The organism is Pseudazoarcus pumilus (assembly GCF_002872475.1).
Lineage (GTDB): Bacteria > Pseudomonadota > Gammaproteobacteria > Burkholderiales > Rhodocyclaceae > Pseudazoarcus > Pseudazoarcus pumilus.
Genome location: NZ_CP025682.1, coordinates 410,831 through 428,843 on the forward strand (window position 1 = coordinate 410,831; position 18,013 = coordinate 428,843).

An 18,013-nucleotide genomic window follows, 5' to 3' on the forward strand; every position below is an offset into this window, starting at 1 on the left:
ACCTACGCGGATTCGCCGGTCGGCAGCGCGATACGCCCGTCGGTGCTGAACTGGTAGTCGCGGAACACGTGCTCGGCGTCGAGCAAGCGGTAGTTGCCGTCGGGCTCGCGCACGCTGGTGTCCTTGAGCCGGTAGGTGTACTGGCCACAGGTCCAGCAGTCGAAGTTGCGCATGTGGGTGCATAGACAGGTCTTGTCCATGACCTTCAGTTTCTTCTCGTCCGGGTGCAGTGCGACTTCGCGGTTGTAGGCGTCGATGTAGGCACAGCCGCCGTTGGCATCGAGCAGATAGCCGTAGGCCTCGCAGTTCGGGCGGATGCCCGAGCCGATCGAAGGGCTGCTCTTGAGCATGCGCATCGGATAGCCGGTGGGCGAGATCTGGTTGACCTCGATTTCCTCCTCCTCGGCCGTGAAGTAGTGCTGCTTGACGTCATCGGGCAGGCCGCATTCGCGCGTCACGGTGAAGCGCGTGGCCACCTGCACGGCGGCCGCGCCGTTGTCGATGTGGGCGACCGCGTCCGAGCCGGTGAATACGCCGCCGGCGGCGATCAGCGGGATGTCGAGTTCCTGCTCGCGCAGCCAGTCGCGGATTTCGGCGACGATGGTGGCCAGATCATACTGCGCCCAGTCCATGCCGAAACCCAGGTGGCCGCCGGCCAGCGGGCCTTCGACCACGACGTAGTCGGGCAGGCGATTGGTGCGCGCGGACTTGCGCAGGAACAGCTGCAGCGCGCGCAGCGAGGACACGATGATGCCCAGCTTGGCGTCGCGAAAGCGCGGATGGTCCTCGATCAGCGCGAAGGATCCCAGATGCAGGCCGGCCGCCAGCGTGATGCCGTCGATGCCGGCATCCAGCGCCGAGCGCAGGCGCACGCGCAGCGTGTCCTTGGGCCCGTTCATCGTCAGCTTTTCCATGCAGTTGATGAAGATCAGACCGTCGCCCTGCTTGCGCTCCATGGTGCGGCGCACGTGGGTCTCGGTGGCTTCGGCCAGCACCGCGAGGTCGAACTGCACGGCCGACTTGTCCATGTTCGCGACATTGAATTTGTACAGCTTCTGCTTGTCGCGCACGTACTTGGTGTCGTAGCGGCGGTCGCTGACGGTCGGAACCATGGCGTCCGAAATGTGGCCGATGCCGCCCAGCCGGGCGGCGACCAGCGACAGGTCGGCGGTCGAGATGTCCACGCCCATGCCGCCGATCATGATCGGCACGTATTCGCGGGCTCCAAACTTGAGGCGGAAATCGTCCAGGCGCTTCATGTAATCTGCTTTCGTCGTGATGTGTCGGCCGTTGCGGCGACCCGGTTTCCGGGGCGCGCATGGGTGCGGACGCTCGCGTTCTCGATGCCGGCGTGTCGCGGCCCGAAACGCAAACGGGGGCCGAAGCCCCCGCGATTATCGCACCCCGAGTGCCGAATCAGCGAATCATTCCGGCGCCCACGGTGTTGTTGGTGCTCTCGTCGATCAGGATGAATGCGCCGGTAGCGCGGTTGTCGCCGTACGCATCGGCGAACACGGGCTGCGCCAGCTTGAGGGTCAGACGCGCGATGTCGTTGGTGTCGAGTACATCCGTGTCGACCTCGTCGAGCGTGTTCAGATCCAGCCGGTAGTCGATCTTCACGACCTTGGCCTTGACCTCGCGCGTGGTGTGGCGCACCAGATAGGTGCGCGCGCTCGACAGCGGCGTCTCGGACAGCCAGCACACGTTGGCGTCGATCTCGCGCACGGCCTGCGGCTGCTCACTGCTCTTGACGATCATGTCGCCGCGCGAGACGTCGATGTCGTCCTCGAGCAGCAGCGTCACCGACTGTTCGTGGATCGCGAGCGGCTGGCGCACGCCGCCGATCTCGATGGCGCGGATCGTGCTCGTGCGTCCCGAAGGCAGCACCGTGACCGCGTCGCCCACGGCGATCTCGCCGGACTCGACGCGCCCCATGAAACCGCGGTAGTCGTGCAGTTCCGGATTGGCCGAATCCTGCGGGCGGCACACGTACTGCACCGGGAAGCGGAAATCCTCGGGCTCTTCGGTGTGCGCGTTGGGCGTGGATTCGAGTACCTGCAGCAGCGTCGGCCCTTCGTACCATGACAGGTTCGTGCCGCGCTCGACGACCATGTCGCCGTTGAGTGCAGACATCGGGATGAAGCGCACGTCGGGGATACCGAGTCGGCGCGCGAAGGCCAGATAGTCGGCGCGGATCTGCTCGAAGGTCTCGCGGTCGTAGCCGATGAGGTCCATCTTGTTCACGGCGACGACCAGATGCGGGATGCCCACCAGATGCGCCAGATAGGAGTGGCGCCGTGTCTGTGTCTGCACGCCCTTGCGGGCATCGACCAGGATGATCGCCAGGTTGGCGGTCGAGGCCGCCGTGAACATGTTGCGCGTGTACTGCTCGTGGCCGGGGGCGTCGGCGATGATGTACTTGCGCGTGCCGGTCGTGAAGTAGCGGTAGGCCACGTCGATGGTGATGCCCTGCTCGCGCTCGGCCTGCAGGCCGTCGGTGATCAGCGACAGGTCGACGGCGGTGAGGCCGCGGCGCTGCGAGGTCTTCTCGATCGAGCTGAGCGTGTCGGCGAGAATGGTCTTGGTATCGAACAGCAGGCGACCGATCAGCGTGCTCTTGCCGTCGTCTACGCTGCCGCAGGTGAGAAAGCGCAGCAGGCCGGTGTCGATGCCGGGGATGTTTTCGTGGGCGGACATGTTCATGATTCCTTGTGGATTCCTTGTAGGTCGGGATGAGCGCAGCGAATTCCGACGTTCGGCGCCAATCCGCGGGAGCGTCGCATTTCGCCTTTGGCTCAACGCGTATATGGACTCCTCCCGTTTGCAAGCCTTTTGTCGTCTTTGGCTGTTGGGTACGACTGCGCACGTATATCCGACCTCAGTAGTTGAGCGCATTTGCTCGGGTCTCGATGGGCTATTCGCACGCCGGCGCCTGATCGACCTATCGTGCTTGGGAGCACTTCGCGTTAAGCAGGCTGTGCCGACGTCGGTTCGACCTGTGAGCCATCCACGACTTGGGCTTCGCAATCGACGGTAGGGGCTTACTCCTTCTCGTTACTTCGATTCACTTCAATCACTGCGCAGCGCTCACGCCACACCCACAGGCTCTTCGGTCCGTGTTCGTGCATGCTCCGGATCGTACTCACCGCCTCGCACCAACAACGCCCAGGCCATGCGTAGCGTCTTGTTGGCCAGCGCCACCGCGGCCACGTTCTTGTTGCGTCGCGCGCACAGCGCCTGCACCCAACAGCTCAACGCATCGTCCTTGTGCGCGCAGTTCTTGATCACCGAGCGCGCGCCGTGGATAAGCAAGGTGCGCACATACGCGTCACCGCGCTTGCTGATGCCCAGCAGGCGCTGCTTGCCCCCGCTCGCGTGCTGCGCTGGCACGATCCCCGCCCAGGCACTGGCCTGGCGCGCCCGGGCGAACTGACGGCCATCGCCCAAGCTGGCCACCAGCGCGGTGGCGGTGATCGGGCCCACTCCGCGCAAACTCATCAGCCGTCGCGCGGCCCCATCCTCGCGCGCGATGCGCTCGATCTGTGCGTCGAGCCGGGCGATGCGCTCATCGAGCGCGACCAGATCGTCGTACTGTTCCGACAGAATCTGCACGAACGCCTCGCTGAGCCGCTCGTCTGCGTTCTCGATCAGCACGGGCAGCGCCACCCGTACCTGCCTGACCCCTTGTGCGATCGCAATCCCGTACTCGCCCACCAGGCCGCGAATCTGATTGACCAGCGCCGTGCGTGAGGTCACCCGCTCGCTGCGCACCCGGTGCAGCGCCTGAATGTCCTGCTGCGCCACCGTCTTGATGCGCACAAAGCGCATGTCCGGACGACCCACCGCTTCGCAGATCGCCTCCGCGTCGTTGGCATCGTTCTTGTTGCCACGCACGTACGGCTTCACAAATTGCGGCGCAATGAGCCGCACATCATGGCCCAGCTCGCGCAGGCGCCGCGCCCAGTGGTGCGCACCGGCGCACGCCTCCATCCCGATCAGGCACGGCTCAAGACGCGCCAGATACTCCAGCAGCTGCGCCCGCCGTACCTGACGGCGCAACACCCGATGACCCCGCTCATCCACCCCATGCAACTGAAACACCTGCTTTGCCAGATCAATGCCAAGGCGCGTAATCTTCATCTCGGACTCCTCCTCAACCTGTGACTGGGAATGCAATTCTCAGTCTGGCACCTCGATGCCGTAAGGGGGAGGAGTCCATCCCATTGACCTACGGAACTGCATGTTCAGAAATAGCCTTCGCGCTTGCGCTGCTCCATCGAAGCTTCCGAGGTCTGGTCGTCCATGCGCGTGGCGCCGCGCTCGGTGATCGTCGTGGTGGCGGTCTCGAGAAGGATCTTGGCCACGGTGTCGGCGTCGGACTCGACCGGTGCCGTGCAGGTGATGTCGCCGACTGTGCGGAACCGCACCTGCACGTCCTCGACCTGGTCGCCGGGCAGCGCCGGCGTGACCTCGGTGATCGGTTGCAGCAGGCTGCCGCGGCGCACCACCGGGCGCACGTGGGCGAAATAGATCGACGGCAGTTCCAGGCCCTCGCGCTCGATGTACTGCCATACGTCGAGTTCGGTCCAGTTGCTGATCGGAAAGGCGCGGATGTTCTCGCCCTTGTGCGTGCGGGCGTTGAACAGATTCCACAGTTCCGGCCGCTGGTTCTTCGGGTCCCACTGACCGAACTCGTCGCGGAAACTCATGATGCGCTCCTTGGCGCGCGCCTTTTCCTCGTCGCGGCGCGCACCGCCGATGCACGCATCGAAGCCGAATTCCTCGATGGCCTCGAGCAGCGTCACCGACTGGTGCTTGTTGCGCGATTCGGTCGGGCTCTTGAGCACCACCGTGCCGCGCGCCATCGAATCCTCCACCGAGCGCACGATCAGGCGCTCGCCCAGCTCGGCTGCGCGGCGGTCGCGGAATTCGATCACTTCCGGATAGTTGTGGCCGGTGTCGATGTGCATCAGCGGGAACGGGAAGCGGCCCGGACGGAAGGCCTTTTCGGCCAGGCGCAGCAGGCAGATCGAATCCTTGCCGCCGGAGAACAGCAGCACCGGATTGGCGCACTGGCCGGCGACCTCGCGCAGGATGTGGATGGCTTCGGCTTCCAGCCAGTCGAGGTGGGTAAGCGTCTGTTTGGTCAGCGTGGACATCGTGTGGTCTCGTTTCAGCGTTTCGGGTGGCCGCGCAGCGCACGCAGGGCGGCGCGCAGACCGGCTTTGAGCGCGGCGAATCGGCTGCGCGGGCGTTCGTTGCAGATCGTGTTCGTTGTCATCTCATGCCTTGCGGAGCACATGCAGTCCGCACTCCTTGCTATCCGGATCCTCCCACCACCAGCGGCCGGCGCGGATGTCCTCGCCGATCGCCACCGGGCGGGTACAGGGGGCGCAGCCGATGCTCGGGTAGAAGCGGTCGTGCAGCTTGTTGTAGGGCACCTCATGCAGGCGAATGTAGGCCCACACTTCCTTCTCGCTCCAGTCGGCGAGCGGGTTGAACTTTTCCAGCCCGTTGTCGGCATCGAACAGCTGCAGCGGCAGCTCGGCGCGCGTGGCCGATTGCTCGGCGCGCATGCCGGTGATCCAGGCGGCCTTGCCTTCGAGCGCGCGGCGCAACGGCTCGACCTTGCGCGCGTGGCAGCAGGCCTTGCGTGCTTCGATGGAGTCGTAGAAGCCGTTGATGCCGTTCTCGCGGGTGAAGGCCTCGACGGCCTCGTGGCGCGGGTAGAACAGCTTGAGCTTGAGCCCGTAGTGGCGGTCGACCTCGGCCATCAGCTCGTAGGTCTCGGCGGGCAGGCGACCGGTATCGAGCGAGAAGATCTCGATGCCGGGCGCGTGCTTGATGATCAGGTCGGTGAGCACCATGTCCTCGGCGCCGAGGCTGTTGGCCAGGGTCGCGGGCGAGTGCTCGCGCGCGATGCGCTCGAGCAGCGCGGCGGCCGCGGCGCTCTTGTCGGCGACCGACTGACGCAGCGTGGCATTGGCCAGGTCGGGGTTCATGTTCGGATGCATGGCGGACCTCCTTACGCGGCGCGCTGCGCACGACGGAACAGCGGGTTGGAGACCGCGACCGAGGCCTGATAGGGCTCGGCGAAGTCGTCGAAGCTTGCGATCGCCGCTTCGAGCTGCGCCTCGCTGTAGCGCCCCTCGGCCGGCTGCAGGGCGTCGAAGCCGCAGCGCGAGAGATAGTTGAACTGGTCGCGCAGCACGTCGCCGATGGCGCGCAGCTCACCCGTATAGCCGTAGCGGCTACGCAGCAGCGTGGCGATGGAGTAGCCGCGGCCGTCGGCGAACTTGGGGAAGTTCACGCCGATGACCGGCAGGGCGGTCAGATTGTCGGCGATGTCGGCCGGGTCTTCGTCGCCGGCCAGCCACACGCCGCTGCCCTCGGGCAGTTCATCGTGGCGAGATTTCCAGATCGCGAGCGGCACCAGAGCCGGTCCGGCGGGCAGCGAGACGGTTTCGGGCGCATCGCCCTCGGACAGCGTCACGATGGTGTAGACATCGTCCTCGACGCGGCGGTTGCGAATCAGCTTAGCCATTGGCCACCTTCCTTTGCGGTTCGCGCTCGGCATACACACGCGCCTTGAAGGGCGCGATGCCGAGGCGGCTCACGGTGTCGATGAAGCGCTCGTCCTCGAAGCGCTCGTCGATGTAGGTCTCGATGATGCGTTCGACCACGTCGGGCATGTCCTCCGCCGAGAACGACGGGCCGATGACCTTGCCCAGCGCGGTGTCATTGCCCTGGCGGCCGCCGAGCGAGACCTGGTACCACTCGGCCCCGTTCTTGTCGACGCCGAGCACGCCGATGTGGCCGACGTGGTGATGGCCGCAGGCGTTCATGCAGCCCGAGATGTTGATCTCGATGTCGCCGATGTCGTGCAGGTAGTCCAGGTCGTCGAAACGCGCCTGGATGGCGTTGGCGATGGGGATGGACTTGGCGTTGGCAAGGTTGCAGAAGTCTCCGCCCGGGCAGGCGATGATGTCGGTCAGCAGGCCGATGTTGGGGCTCGCCAGCCCGGCGTCGCGCGCCTCCGCCCACAGCGAGAACAGGTCCGACTGTTTGACGTCGGCCAGCACCAGGTTTTGCTCGTGCGTCACGCGCAGTTCGCCGAAGCTGTAGCGGTCGGCCCAGTCGGCGACATGATCCATCTGCTCGGCCGTGGCATCCCCCGGAGCGACATCCTTGTGCTTGGTCGACAGCGTCACGATGGCGTAGCCGGGACGCTTGTGCGCTCGCACGTTGCGCTTCGCCCAGGCGGCGAAGGCCTTGTTCTCGCGCAGCAGTGCCTTGTAGCCGACGTCCTCGGCGGGCAGGTCCTCGTAGTTCGGGTCGACGAAGTGCGCAGCGACGCGCGCCACTTCGGCCTCGGTCAGCGTGGAGGGGCCGTCCTTCAGGTGTGCCCATTCGGCCTCGACCTGCTCGGCGAAGGCGGCCGGACCCATCGACTTGACGAGGATCTTGATGCGCGCCTTGTACATGTTGTCGCGCCGCCCGAAGCGGTTGTAGACGCGCAGGATGGCCTCGCAATAGGTCAGGATGTGGCGCCACGGCACGAAGGTGGCGATCTCTTCGCCGATGATCGGCGTGCGCCCCAGGCCACCGCCGACGAGCACGCGAAAACCCGTCTCGCCGGTCTCGTTGCGCACCAGGTCCAGCCCGATGTCGTGCGCCTGGATCACCGCGCGGTCGTGCTCGGCGCCGTTGACGGCGATCTTGAACTTGCGCGGCAGGAAGGCGAACTCGGGGTGGAAGGTGCTCCATTGGCGCAGCACTTCGGCCCACGGGCGCGGATCGATCGACTCGTCGCCCGCCACGCCGGCGAACGGATCGGAGGTGATATTGCGGATGCAGTTGCCCGAGGTCTGGATGGCGTGCATCTCGACCGTGGCCAGCTCCGCGAGGATCTCCGGCACATTCTTCAGCGCCGGCCAGTTGAACTGGATGTTCTGGCGCGTCGTGAAGTGGCCGTAGCCGCGGTCATAGGTGCGCGCGATGTGCGCGAGCTTGCGCAACTGCGCGCTCGACAGAAGCCCGTAGGGCACGGCCACGCGCAGCATCGGCGCGTGGCGCTGGATGTAGAGCCCGTTCTGCAGGCGCAGCGGGCGGTATTCGTCCTCGGACAGCTCGCCGGCCAGGTAGCGGCGCGTCTGGTCGCGGAACTGCGCGACGCGCTCGTCCACCAGCCGCTGGTCGTATTCGTCGTATTGGTACATCCGTTCTCTCCGTTGGCGACCGCCTTGATGCCGCGGGCGGTTCTGCTCGATGGGAACGGATGCTAACGCCGCGCCATAGTGACAAGAAGGGTGCGTGCGTTAAACTGAAATAACCTTTAGTTATTTGGTGCAAGGCGAAACCGCGATGAACCTGCAGCAACTGCGCTATGTCTTCGAGGTCGCCCGGCGCGGCCTCAATGTCTCGGAAGCGGCCGAGGCGCTGTTTACTTCCCAGCCCGGCGTGTCCAAGCAGATCCGCCAGCTCGAGGCGGAACTGGGCACCGACATCTTCGTGCGTCACGGCAAGCGCCTGGTCGAGGTGACCGAGCCGGGTCGCCACATCCTCGCCATTGCCGAACGCATGCTGCGTGACGTGGACAACCTGCGCCAGGTCGGCGACGAGTTCTCCAACGAGTCCGAAGGGGCGCTGTCGGTGGCGACCACCCACACGCAGGCGCGCTACGCGCTGCCGACGGTCATCCGTGCATTCCTCGAGCGCTATCCGCGCGTCAAGCTGTCGCTGCATCAGGGCAGCCCGCGTCAGGTCTCGCAGATGGTGCTCGACGGCGAAGCTGACGTGGCGATCGCCACCGAGCTGATTCCCGACGAGCCGGAGCTGGTCACGCTGCCCTGCCACCAGTGGAACCGTTGCATCGTCGCCGTGCCGCGCCACCCCATCCTGCAGGAAAAGCCGCTCACGCTCGAGGCCATCGCGCGCCATCCGCTGATCACCTACGACGACGCCTTCACCGGGCGCAGCAAGGTCAACAAGGCCTTCCTCGGGCGCGGCCTCAAGCCCAACGTGGTGCTCACCGCGCTCGACTCGGACGTGATCAAGACCTATGTCGCGATGGACCTGGGCGTCGGCATCCTCGCGCGCATGGCCTTCGATGCGGCCGAAGACAAGCGGCTCGGCATGGTTGACGCCTCGCACCTGTTCGAATCCAGCACCACGCGCCTGGGTCTGCGTCGCAACGCCTTCCTGCGCGGCTACGTGTATGCCTTCATCGAACTGTTCGCGCCGCATCTCACGAGGCGCATGGTCGACGCGGCGCTTACGGGCCGCGGGGAAGACGACTACGAACTCTGATGGGGGCGCCCGTCGGTCAGCGCGATCGGCGCAAAGGCCGACGCGTCCGCGCCGGCGATGGCCAGCGACAGTGCGACCCGCGCCTGTGCCGGCGACAGCCGCCCGGCGGCGACCGTGCCGAGTTCCACATCGACGCGCCGATGGCCGACGAAGCCCGCGCCGCAGCGGCTCGCGCGCACCACCGGAACACCGGCCAGCGTGACGCGGCGGATCGCCTCGCGCCAGGCGTCGGGCACGCTGCCGTTGCCGGTCAGTGCCAGCACGATGCCGCGCGCGCCCATGTCGCAGGCCGCCTCCAGCCATTGCGGCGAGGTGCCGGCAGCGACGAACACAACCTCCACCCGCGGCAGGCGTGCGTCCGGCCACGGCAAGGCCTCCGGGCGCGGCGCGGGCGGGCGGAAGAAGCGCACCTCGGGGCGTGTTGCACCCACCGCACCGTCGGCTGCGGTGAAGGCGTCGAGACGCGCCGAGTGGGCCTTGCGCACGCCGCGTGCGGGCAGCACCTGTTCGGCGAACACCACCAGCGCGCCGCGCCCGCGCGCGGCCGGGTCGATCGCCACGCGCACGGCGTCGAGCAGATTCGCCGGGCCGTCCGACGACACCGCGTCGGCCGGGCGCATCGCGCCGGTGATCACCACCGGTTTGGCCGCCGGCAACAGCAGTTCCAGCGCCAGCGCGGTCTCTTCCAGCGTGTCCGTGCCGTGCGTGACGACCACCCCGGTGACGTCCTCGCGGGCGATCAGTTCGCGCGCGGCGCGCGCCACCGTGAGCCAGTCTTCCGGGCCCATGTCGCGACTGTCGAGTGCCAGACATGGCTCGACGAGGATGTCGGCGCGCTCGCGCAAGCCCGGCACGCTGGCCAGCAACGCCTCACCGGCGATCGCCCCGGCGGTGTATTCGTCGGGGCCGGAGGCGGCGTCGGACGCACCGGCGATGGTGCCGCCCGTGGTCAGCAGAACGATTCTCGGTAGTGTCATGGCGGTTTACTCCTCCTCGGCTTCCTGTTGCTGCAACGCCCACATGCGCGCGTAGTCGCCGCCTGCCGCGAGCAATTCGTCGTGGCGACCGCGCTCGACGATGCGGCCCTGGTCGAGCACGATGATTTCATCTGCGTCCATCACCGTGGACAGCCGATGCGCGATGACGATCGCGGTGCGTCCCGCGGCGGCACGTTCGAGCTGCGTCTGGATGGCCTTCTCGGTGCGCGAATCCAGCGCCGAGGTGGCTTCGTCGAAGATCAGGATGGCGGGGTTCTTGAGCAGCGCGCGCGCGATCGCCACGCGCTGCTTCTCGCCGCCGGAGAGTTTCAGGCCGCGTTCGCCCACGCGCGTGTCGAAGCCGGCCGGCAGGCGTGCGACGAAGTCGGTCAGTTGCGCCGCGCGCGCGGCCGCCTCGACTTCCTCGCGGCTCGCATCGGGGCGTCCGTACTGGATGTTGTAGAACAGCGTGTCGTTGAACAGCACGGTGTCCTGCGGAACGATGCCGATGGCGCTGCGCAGGCTCAATTGCGTGAGGCTGCGCAGGTCGTGGCCGTTGATGCGGATGGCGCCGGCGCCGACGTCGTAGAAGCGGTAGAGCAGGCGCGCCAGCGTCGACTTGCCCGAACCCGAATGCCCCACGACGGCCACGGTGTGACCGGCCGGCACCTCGAAATCGACGTCCTCGAGGATCTGCCTCTCGGGATCGTAGGAGAAGCCCACGTGCTCGAAACGCACCGCCGCCGGGCCCGGCTGCAGCGTCAGCGCGTCCGGTGCGTCGGCGATCTCGCGGTTCTCGTGCATCAGGCCGAACATGCGCTCGATGTCGGTCAGCGACTGGCGCAGTTCGCGATAGATCACGCCGAGGAAGTTGAGCGGGATGTAGAGCTGGATCAGGAAGGCGTTGACCAGCACGATGTCGCCGATGGTCATCTCGCCGGTGGCCACGCGGTCTGCGGCCTGCCACATCATCAGCGTCACGCCCACCGACACGATCGCCGCCTGGCCGATGTTGAGCCCGGACAGCGAGAACTGGTTCTTCATCTGCGCGCGCGTCCATTTGTCCACCTGCTCGTCGTAGCGGCGCGCCTCGAACTCCTCGTTGTTGAAGTACTTGACCGTCTCGAAGTTGAGCAGGGAGTCGATGGCGCGCGCATTGGCCGCCGAGTCGAGCTCGTTGGCGTGACGCCGCAACGCCGTGCGCCAGTTCGTCACCTGCACCGTGAACACGATGTACAGACTCAGGGTGACCAGAGTAATGATGGCGAAGATCGCATCGTAGGTGACCAGCAGGATGCCGATCACCAGCGAGATCTCCACCAGCGTGGGCAGGATGGAATACAGCGTGTAGCTGATCAGCGAGTTGATCGAACGCGTGCCGCGTTCGATGTCGCGGGTGAGCCCGCCGGTCTGGCGCTCCAGATGAAAGCGCAGGGACAGTGCGTGCAGATGGCGGAAGACCTGCAGCGAGATGCGCCTCACCGCCTGTTGCGTGACCCGCGCGAAGATGATCTCGCGCAGCTCGGTGAGCAGCGAATTGGAGAATCGCAGCACACCGTAGGCCAGCAGCAGCGCCGCCGGCACGACGATGAACGCCTGTTCAGGGGTGATCGTCAGCGCGTCGATGACGCCCTTGAACACCACCGGCACCGCGACGTTGGCCCCCTTGGCGGCGATCAGACAGGCCAGCGCGAAGATCACGCGACCCTTGTAGGCCCACAGATAGGGCAACAGGCTCTTCAGGGTCTGCCAGTCGCGGCGCTCCGTGGGTTCGGGGCCGGGCAGGGCGGTGGCGGCGGATCGTCTCATGTGGCGATTCTATCCGCTCCCTGCCTGCGGGTTGGTGCGGTCGGCATGGTCCTATGCGGCGAGTGACGGTACGCACTTGAGTTGTCGCTCGAAGAGCACCTCGTGACGCGCCTGCCTGCTGCCGCCGTGGCAGTATGGGAAGCGTGACCCCTTCGTCCTGGCCGTGGCAGTATGGAGGTCCGGGTGCCCCGCTGCGGCCTGGAACAGAGGAGGTGCCAAGATGGGCTGGATACTGTTGATTGCGGCGATTGCGGCAATCGCGTTCGTCTTCCGACATGGCCCGACGCGTCGCCGCCTGATCGTCACGCCCGCATACCGGGCGTTCGCCCGGGCCACGCCGAGCATGTCGCAGACCGAGCGCGACGCGCTCGAGGCCGGCACCGTGTGGTGGGAAGGGCAGCTGTTTTCCGGGCGGCCCGACTGGGACCAGCTGCTCGACATCCCCTGGCCGCGGCTCACCGACGAGGAGCAGGCCTTTCTCGACGGCGAGACCGAGCAGTTGTGCCGCATGATCGACGACTGGAACTTCACGCGCCGGCTCGACATGTCGCCCGAAGTGTGGGAATTCATTCGCCGCCGCGGCTTCTTTTCACTGATCATTCCTAAGGAATACGGCGGCAAGGGCTTTTCGGCCTACGCGCACTCGCAGGTCGTGACCAAGCTCGCGGCGTGCTCGTCGGCGCCGGCCGTGTCGGTGATGGTGCCCAATTCGCTGGGACCGGCCGAACTGCTGCTGGCCTATGGCACCGACGCGCAGAAGGACCACTGGCTGCCGCGCCTGGCAGCCGGTGACGAGGTTCCGGCCTTCGCCCTGACCAGCCCGTGGGCCGGTTCGGACGCGGCCTCGATTCCCGATGCGGGGGTGATCTGTCACGGTCGTTGGAAGGGGCGCAAGGTGCTCGGCATGCGCGTCACCTTCGACAAGCGCTATATCACGCTCGCGCCGGTGTGCACGGTGTTCGGCCTGGCTTTCCGCCTGTACGACCCCGATCATCTGCTGGGCGAGACCGAGGATCTGGGCATCACCGTGGCGCTGGTGCCGCGCGCGCATCCCGGCGTGGAAATCGGCCGCCGTCATCTGCCGCTGGACGCCATCTGGATGAACGGCCCGATCCGCGGCAGGGACGTGTTCATGCCGCTGGAGTTCATCATCGGCGGGCCGGAGCGCGCCGGACAGGGCTGGCGCATGCTGATGGAGTGCCTCGCCGCCGGGCGCAGCATCTCGTTGCCGGCGGCCAACACCGGCACGCAGAAGCTCACCGCGCGTGCGGTCGGCGCCTATGCACGCGTGCGCCGCCAGTTCCGCACGCCGATCGGGCGCTTCGAAGGCGTCGAGGAGGCGCTCGGCCGCATCGCCGCCAACACCTGGCTGTGCGATGCCGCCCGTGTATTCACGGCCGGCGCGCTGGACCTGGGCGAGCGTCCCTCGGTGGTCTCGGCCATCGTCAAGTACCACGTCACCGAACGCGCACGCCAGACCGTCAACGACGGCATGGACGTGATCGGCGGCAAGGGCATCTGCCTGGGGCCGCAGAACTTCCTCGGGCGAACCTACCAGCAACTGCCGATCGGCATCACCGTCGAGGGTGCCAACATCCTCACACGCAGCCTGATCCTCTTCGGCCAGGGTGCGGTCCGCTGCCATCCGTATCTGCGACAGGAAATGCAGGCGATCGTCGACGGCGACGAGGCCGGCTTCGAACGGGCTTTCCTCGCGCATGTGAAGACCTTCTCGCGCAACCTCATGCGTACCTTCGCCACCGGCGTGTTCGGCTCGCGGCTGCTCGGCACACCGAGTCGCGCGGGCGAGCACACGCGCCGCTACTGTCAGCAGCTCACGCGTCAGTCGGCCGCATTCGCGGTCCTCTCCGACGTGTGCATGTTCACGCTCGGCGCCACGCTCAAGCGTCGCGAACGGCTGTCGGCGCGGCTCGGCGACGTCCTGTCGCTGCTGTACCTGATGAGCGCTGGCCTGCGTCGCTTCGAGGCCGAGGGTCGACCCGAGGAAGATGCCCCGCTGCTGCATGCGGCGATGTGGGATGCGATGTTCCGCGTGCAGATCGCCTTCGAGGGGGTGCTCGCGAACCTTCCGAACCGCAAGCTCGCGTGGCTGCTCGCGCGCTTCCTCTTTCCGCTGGGGCGGCCCTATGTCGTGCCGCCGGACCGCTTCGGTGCTGCGGCCGCGGCCACGCTGCTCGCGCCGTCGAGTACGCGCGAGCGCCTGACGCAGCCGATCTCGGTGTCCGGCGACGAGGACGCCCCGCTGGTCGCGCTCGATGCCGCACTCGAGGCGACGATAGACGCCGAGCCGCTGGAGGCGCGCGTGAGCGCGGCGCTGCGTGACGGCCGCTTCGCGCCGGGGGCGCTGGCCAGCGGTGACGTCGACGAGATCTGGCAGCGCGCGCACGCGGCCGGCCTGATCGACGCGGCCGAACTCGCGCGAATCGAGCGGCGCAATCGCTTGCGCGACAAGGTCATCCGCGTCGACGACTTTCCGGTCGACTTCGACCTGCGTGCGAATCTGTGCACCACCGATCTGGCCATGACGGACGAAAACACCGCGGTCGCCCCTAAAATGAAGACCCGAACGAGACGCCAACGCAAAGGTCCATCCACCGGTGAGTGAAGCCATCTACATCGTCGACGGCGCGCGCACGCCCTTCCTCAAGGCACGCGGCCGGCCCGGCCCGTTTTCGGCAGCCGATCTGGCCACCGCCTGCGGCACGCAACTGCTCGCGCGACAGCCCTTCGCGCCGGACGCGCTCGACCAGGTCATTCTCGGCTGCGCCAGTCCGGCGCCAGACGAGGCCAACATCGCGCGCGTGGTCGCGCTGCGCATGGGCTGCGGCCACCGCATGCCGGCGTGGACCACGCAGCGCAACTGCGCCTCCGGCCTGCAGGCCATCGATTCGGCCTGCGCCGAGATCCGGCTGGGGCGCGCCGAACTGATGCTCGCCGGTGGCGTCGACGCGCTTTCACGCACGCCGTTGATGTTCTCGGACGCCTTCGTGCGCTGGCTCGCCGACTGGCGCGGCGCGCCCGGACTGCGTGCGCGCCTGCGTCTGATGCGTCGTCTGCGCCTGCGCGATCTGGCGCCGGAGCCGGCGCTGGTGCGCGGGTTGACCGACCCGGTGATCGGCCAGATGATGGGTCAGACGGCCGAGAATCTGGCTGCGCGCTTCGGCATTTCGCGCGACGAGATGGACACCTGGGCGCTGCGCAGCCACGCCCGCGCCGTGGCTGCGCGCGAGGCCGGACTGTTCGACGAGATCGTGCCGCTGATCGGCCCCGACGGCGCGCTCTATGCGAGCGACGACGGCGTGCGCCCGGATTCCGGTCCGGCCGACCTGGCGCGCTTGAAACCCTTGTTCGACCGCAAGTACGGCAATGTCACGGCCGGCAACAGCTCGCAGGTCACCGACGGCGCGGCCTGGCTGGTGCTGGCGAGCGAACGCGCCGTCGAACGCCACGGCCTGCGACCGCAGGCGCGCATCGTCGATTGCGCCTGGGCCGCGCTCGATCCGGCCGAGATGGGTCTGGGGCCGGTGCACGCATGCGCACCGCTGCTCGCGCGCAATGACCTGAGCGGGTCCGACATCGGCCTGTGGGAGATCAACGAGGCCTTCGCCGCGCAGGTCATCGCCTGTTTGCGCGCGTGGGAAGACGAAGACTATTGCCGCGATGAATTCGGCATGGACTGCGGCACCGGCGCGCCGCCGATCGGGCGCATCAACATCGATGGCGGCGCGATCGCGCTGGGGCACCCGGTCGGCGCCACCGGGCCGCGCATCGTCCTGCACCTGGTCGCGGCGATGCGCCGCGAGGCCGTCGCGCGCGGCATCGCCACGCTGTGCGTGGGCGGCGGGCAGGGGGGCGCTATGCTGCTGGAGGCGGTCGAATGAGCAGCCCCTGGGGTGCGCACATGCGTGTCGAACGCGACTGGGAGGGCGTGGCCTGGCTGATGCTCGATCGCGCCGGCGAGCGCGTCAACAGCCTGTCGGGTGCCATGCTCGACGAGCTCGACCGCATCGTCGACGAGCTCGAGGACGATGCCCCCAATGGGCTGGTGATCGCCTCGGCCAAGGAGGCCGGTTTCGTGGCCGGCGCCGACATCGATGAACTCGAGGCCATCGATTCCCCCGCAGCCGCACGCGCGCTGGCCGAGCGCGGGGTGAAGCTCTTCGATCGCATCGCCCGCCTGCCGTTTCCGACCGTCGCCCTGATCCGCGGCCACTGCCTGGGCGGTGGGCTGGAACTGGCGCTGGCGTGCACCTACCGCGTCGTCGTCGACGACCCCGGAACGCGACTGGGTCTGCCGGAAGTGCAACTGGGCATCGTGCCGGCCTGGGGCGGCATCCGGCGCCTGCCGGCGCTGGTCGGTCCGCCGGTGGCGCTCGACATGCTGCTCACCGGGCGTCGCGTGTCGGCGCGGCGCGCGCGCAAGCTCGGGCTGGCCGACGTGTGCGTGGCGCCGCGCGTGATGGAAAACGCCGCGCGTCGCGTCGTCATGTCCGGCCGTCAGTGCCGTCATCTGCCGATGCGCGAACTGCTCATGGCCACGCTGCTGCGCCGACTGGTCGCGAGCCGCGCACGCACGCGCCTGGCCACGCGTGTGCGCCGCGAACATTACCCGGCGCCGTACGCGATCCTCGACATCTGGGGGCGTCACGCTGGCGACGCGCTCGCCGTGCCCGACGCCCATCCGGCCTCGCTGGCCACGCTGGCGTGTTCCGACACCGCGCACAATCTGCTGCGCGTGTTCCGTTTGCGCGAGCGCCTGCAGCGACTCGGGCGAGAAGCCGGAGGCGAACCGTTGCGGCGTGTGCATGTGGTCGGCGCCGGGACCATGGGGGGCGACATCGCCGCCCTGTGCGCCGACCGTGGCTTCGACGTGACGCTGCAGGACGAGCGCGTCGAAGCCATCGCCGCGGCCATCGGCCGGGCCGTGACGGGCTGGCGGCGGCGCCACCAGGACGACGAGGCGGCGGTGCGTGCCGCGCGCGACCGCCTGGTGCCGGATCCACATGGCTACGGCATCGCGCATGCCGATCTCGTGATCGAGGCCATCGCCGAGAATGTGGACGCAAAACGCGCGCTGTTCACCCGCATCGAGGGTGAGGCGCGTGCCGATGCGGTGCTCGCGACCAATACCTCCAGCCTGGCCATCGAAGCCATTGCGCGCGGCATGGCAAAGCCGCGCCGCCTGATCGGCCTGCATTTCTTCAACCCGGTCGCACGCATGCCGCTGGTGGAGGTCGTCGCGCAGCGTGGCGCCGGGCGCGCAGCGCACTCGCGCGCGCTGGGTTTCGTGCATGCGCTGGGCAAGCTGCCGCTGCCGGTGGCGAGTGCCCCGGGCTTTCTCGTCAACGCCGCGCTCGCGCCGTATCTGTTCGAGGCCCTGCGCTGTGTCGAGGACGGTATCCCGCCGGCCACCATCGACGAGGCCATGTGTGCCTGGGGCATGGCGATCGGGCCGGTCGAACTGGTCGACCGCATCGGCCTCGACGTGGCCCTGGCCGCCGGGCGCGGACTGGGCCTCGATCCGGTGCCGGCGCAGCTGGCCGAGCATGTCGAGGCCGGCCGGCTCGGCGCGAAGTCCGGACAGGGCTACTATCGCTGGAAGGATGGCCGACCGCAGGCGGGCGCGGCGCCCGGTGCGGCGCCGGGTCTGGCCGGGCGTCTGGTCGCACCGCTGGTCGCCGCCGCGCGCGATGCGCTCGCGCGCGGCGTGGTCGCCGACGCGGATCTGGCCGACGCCGGCATGATCTTCGGCGCCGGTTTTCCGCCCTTCACCGGCGGGCCGTTGCACGCCGAGGCGCGCTGGCCGCTTGCCGAACCCGAAACCGACGATCAGGAAGAAGTCTTCCCATGAGCCACATGCATCACCCTCCGAAGCCGTCGCACGAGACCCTGCCCGC

General features: G+C 67.7%; 13 protein-coding genes. 4 read left to right on the forward strand and 9 right to left on the reverse strand.

The window, feature by feature from the left end; all coding sequences use genetic code 11:
• Positions 1–2 precede the first annotated feature (2 nt).
• The 7 genes from C0099_RS01955 to C0099_RS01985 all read right to left on the reverse strand — a co-directional run bounded on the left by C0099_RS01955 (position 3) and on the right by C0099_RS01985 (position 8,219).
• Positions 3–1,259, reverse strand: coding sequence for a nitronate monooxygenase (locus tag C0099_RS01955; RefSeq protein WP_102245882.1), 1,257 nt, complete (start codon positions 1,257–1,259; stop codon positions 3–5).
• A gap of 157 nt (positions 1,260–1,416) precedes the next feature.
• Positions 1,417–2,697 (reverse strand): sulfate adenylyltransferase subunit 1, encoded by a 1,281-nt coding sequence (locus C0099_RS01960; protein WP_102248345.1) that lies wholly within the window; start codon positions 2,695–2,697, stop codon positions 1,417–1,419.
• A gap of 390 nt (positions 2,698–3,087) precedes the next feature.
• The gene (locus C0099_RS01965; protein ID WP_102245883.1) at positions 3,088–4,140 is read right to left on the reverse strand and encodes an IS110 family RNA-guided transposase; all 1,053 of its coding nucleotides are present in this window, start codon (positions 4,138–4,140) and stop codon (positions 3,088–3,090) included.
• A gap of 104 nt (positions 4,141–4,244) precedes the next feature.
• Positions 4,245–5,159: a sulfate adenylyltransferase subunit CysD gene (gene cysD / locus C0099_RS01970; RefSeq protein WP_102245884.1), complete on the reverse strand. Its 915-nt coding sequence runs from the start codon at positions 5,157–5,159 to the stop codon at positions 4,245–4,247.
• Positions 5,160–5,282: 123 nt separating this feature from the next.
• The gene (locus C0099_RS01975) at positions 5,283–6,014 is read right to left on the reverse strand and encodes a phosphoadenylyl-sulfate reductase (RefSeq protein ID WP_228151628.1); all 732 of its coding nucleotides are present in this window, start codon (positions 6,012–6,014) and stop codon (positions 5,283–5,285) included.
• Positions 6,015–6,025: 11 nt separating this feature from the next.
• Positions 6,026–6,544 (reverse strand): DUF934 domain-containing protein, encoded by a 519-nt coding sequence (locus C0099_RS01980; protein WP_102245885.1) that lies wholly within the window; start codon positions 6,542–6,544, stop codon positions 6,026–6,028.
• Positions 6,537–8,219, reverse strand: coding sequence for a nitrite/sulfite reductase (locus tag C0099_RS01985; protein ID WP_102245886.1), 1,683 nt, complete (start codon positions 8,217–8,219; stop codon positions 6,537–6,539). Before C0099_RS01985 ends, C0099_RS01980 begins: the two co-directional genes overlap by 8 nt.
• Positions 8,220–8,364: 145 nt before the next feature.
• On the opposite strand from C0099_RS01985, the gene C0099_RS01990 reads away from it, so the two are divergent.
• On the forward strand, positions 8,365–9,309 hold the full coding sequence (locus C0099_RS01990; protein ID WP_102245887.1) for a CysB family HTH-type transcriptional regulator: 945 nt from the start codon (positions 8,365–8,367) through the stop codon (positions 9,307–9,309).
• Here C0099_RS01990 and C0099_RS01995 read toward each other — a convergent pair.
• Both C0099_RS01995 and C0099_RS02000 read right to left on the reverse strand, forming a co-directional pair.
• Complete coding sequence (locus tag C0099_RS01995) at positions 9,297–10,286, reverse strand: asparaginase (RefSeq protein ID WP_102245888.1); 990 nt, start codon at positions 10,284–10,286, stop codon at positions 9,297–9,299. The genes C0099_RS01990 and C0099_RS01995 overlap by 13 nt on opposite strands.
• 6 nt (positions 10,287–10,292) lie before the next feature.
• Entirely contained in the window at positions 10,293–12,095 is a 1,803-nt protein-coding gene (locus C0099_RS02000) for an ABCB family ABC transporter ATP-binding protein/permease (RefSeq protein ID WP_102245889.1), read from the reverse strand.
• A gap of 220 nt (positions 12,096–12,315) precedes the next feature.
• Between C0099_RS02000 and C0099_RS02005 the strand changes: the two genes are divergently transcribed.
• Genes C0099_RS02005 through C0099_RS02015 form a run of 3 tightly spaced genes read left to right on the forward strand, consistent with a single transcriptional unit; the run spans position 12,316 to position 17,967 of the window.
• Positions 12,316–14,721: an acyl-CoA dehydrogenase gene (locus C0099_RS02005; RefSeq protein ID WP_102245890.1), complete on the forward strand. Its 2,406-nt coding sequence runs from the start codon at positions 12,316–12,318 to the stop codon at positions 14,719–14,721.
• A complete protein-coding gene (locus tag C0099_RS02010; RefSeq protein ID WP_102245891.1) occupies positions 14,714–15,997 on the forward strand; it encodes an acetyl-CoA C-acetyltransferase in 1,284 nt (427 codons plus the stop codon). Before C0099_RS02005 ends, C0099_RS02010 begins: the two co-directional genes overlap by 8 nt.
• Positions 15,994–17,967: a 3-hydroxyacyl-CoA dehydrogenase NAD-binding domain-containing protein gene (locus tag C0099_RS02015; RefSeq protein ID WP_102245892.1), complete on the forward strand. Its 1,974-nt coding sequence runs from the start codon at positions 15,994–15,996 to the stop codon at positions 17,965–17,967. Before C0099_RS02010 ends, C0099_RS02015 begins: the two co-directional genes overlap by 4 nt.
• Positions 17,968–18,013: the final 46 nt, after the last annotated feature.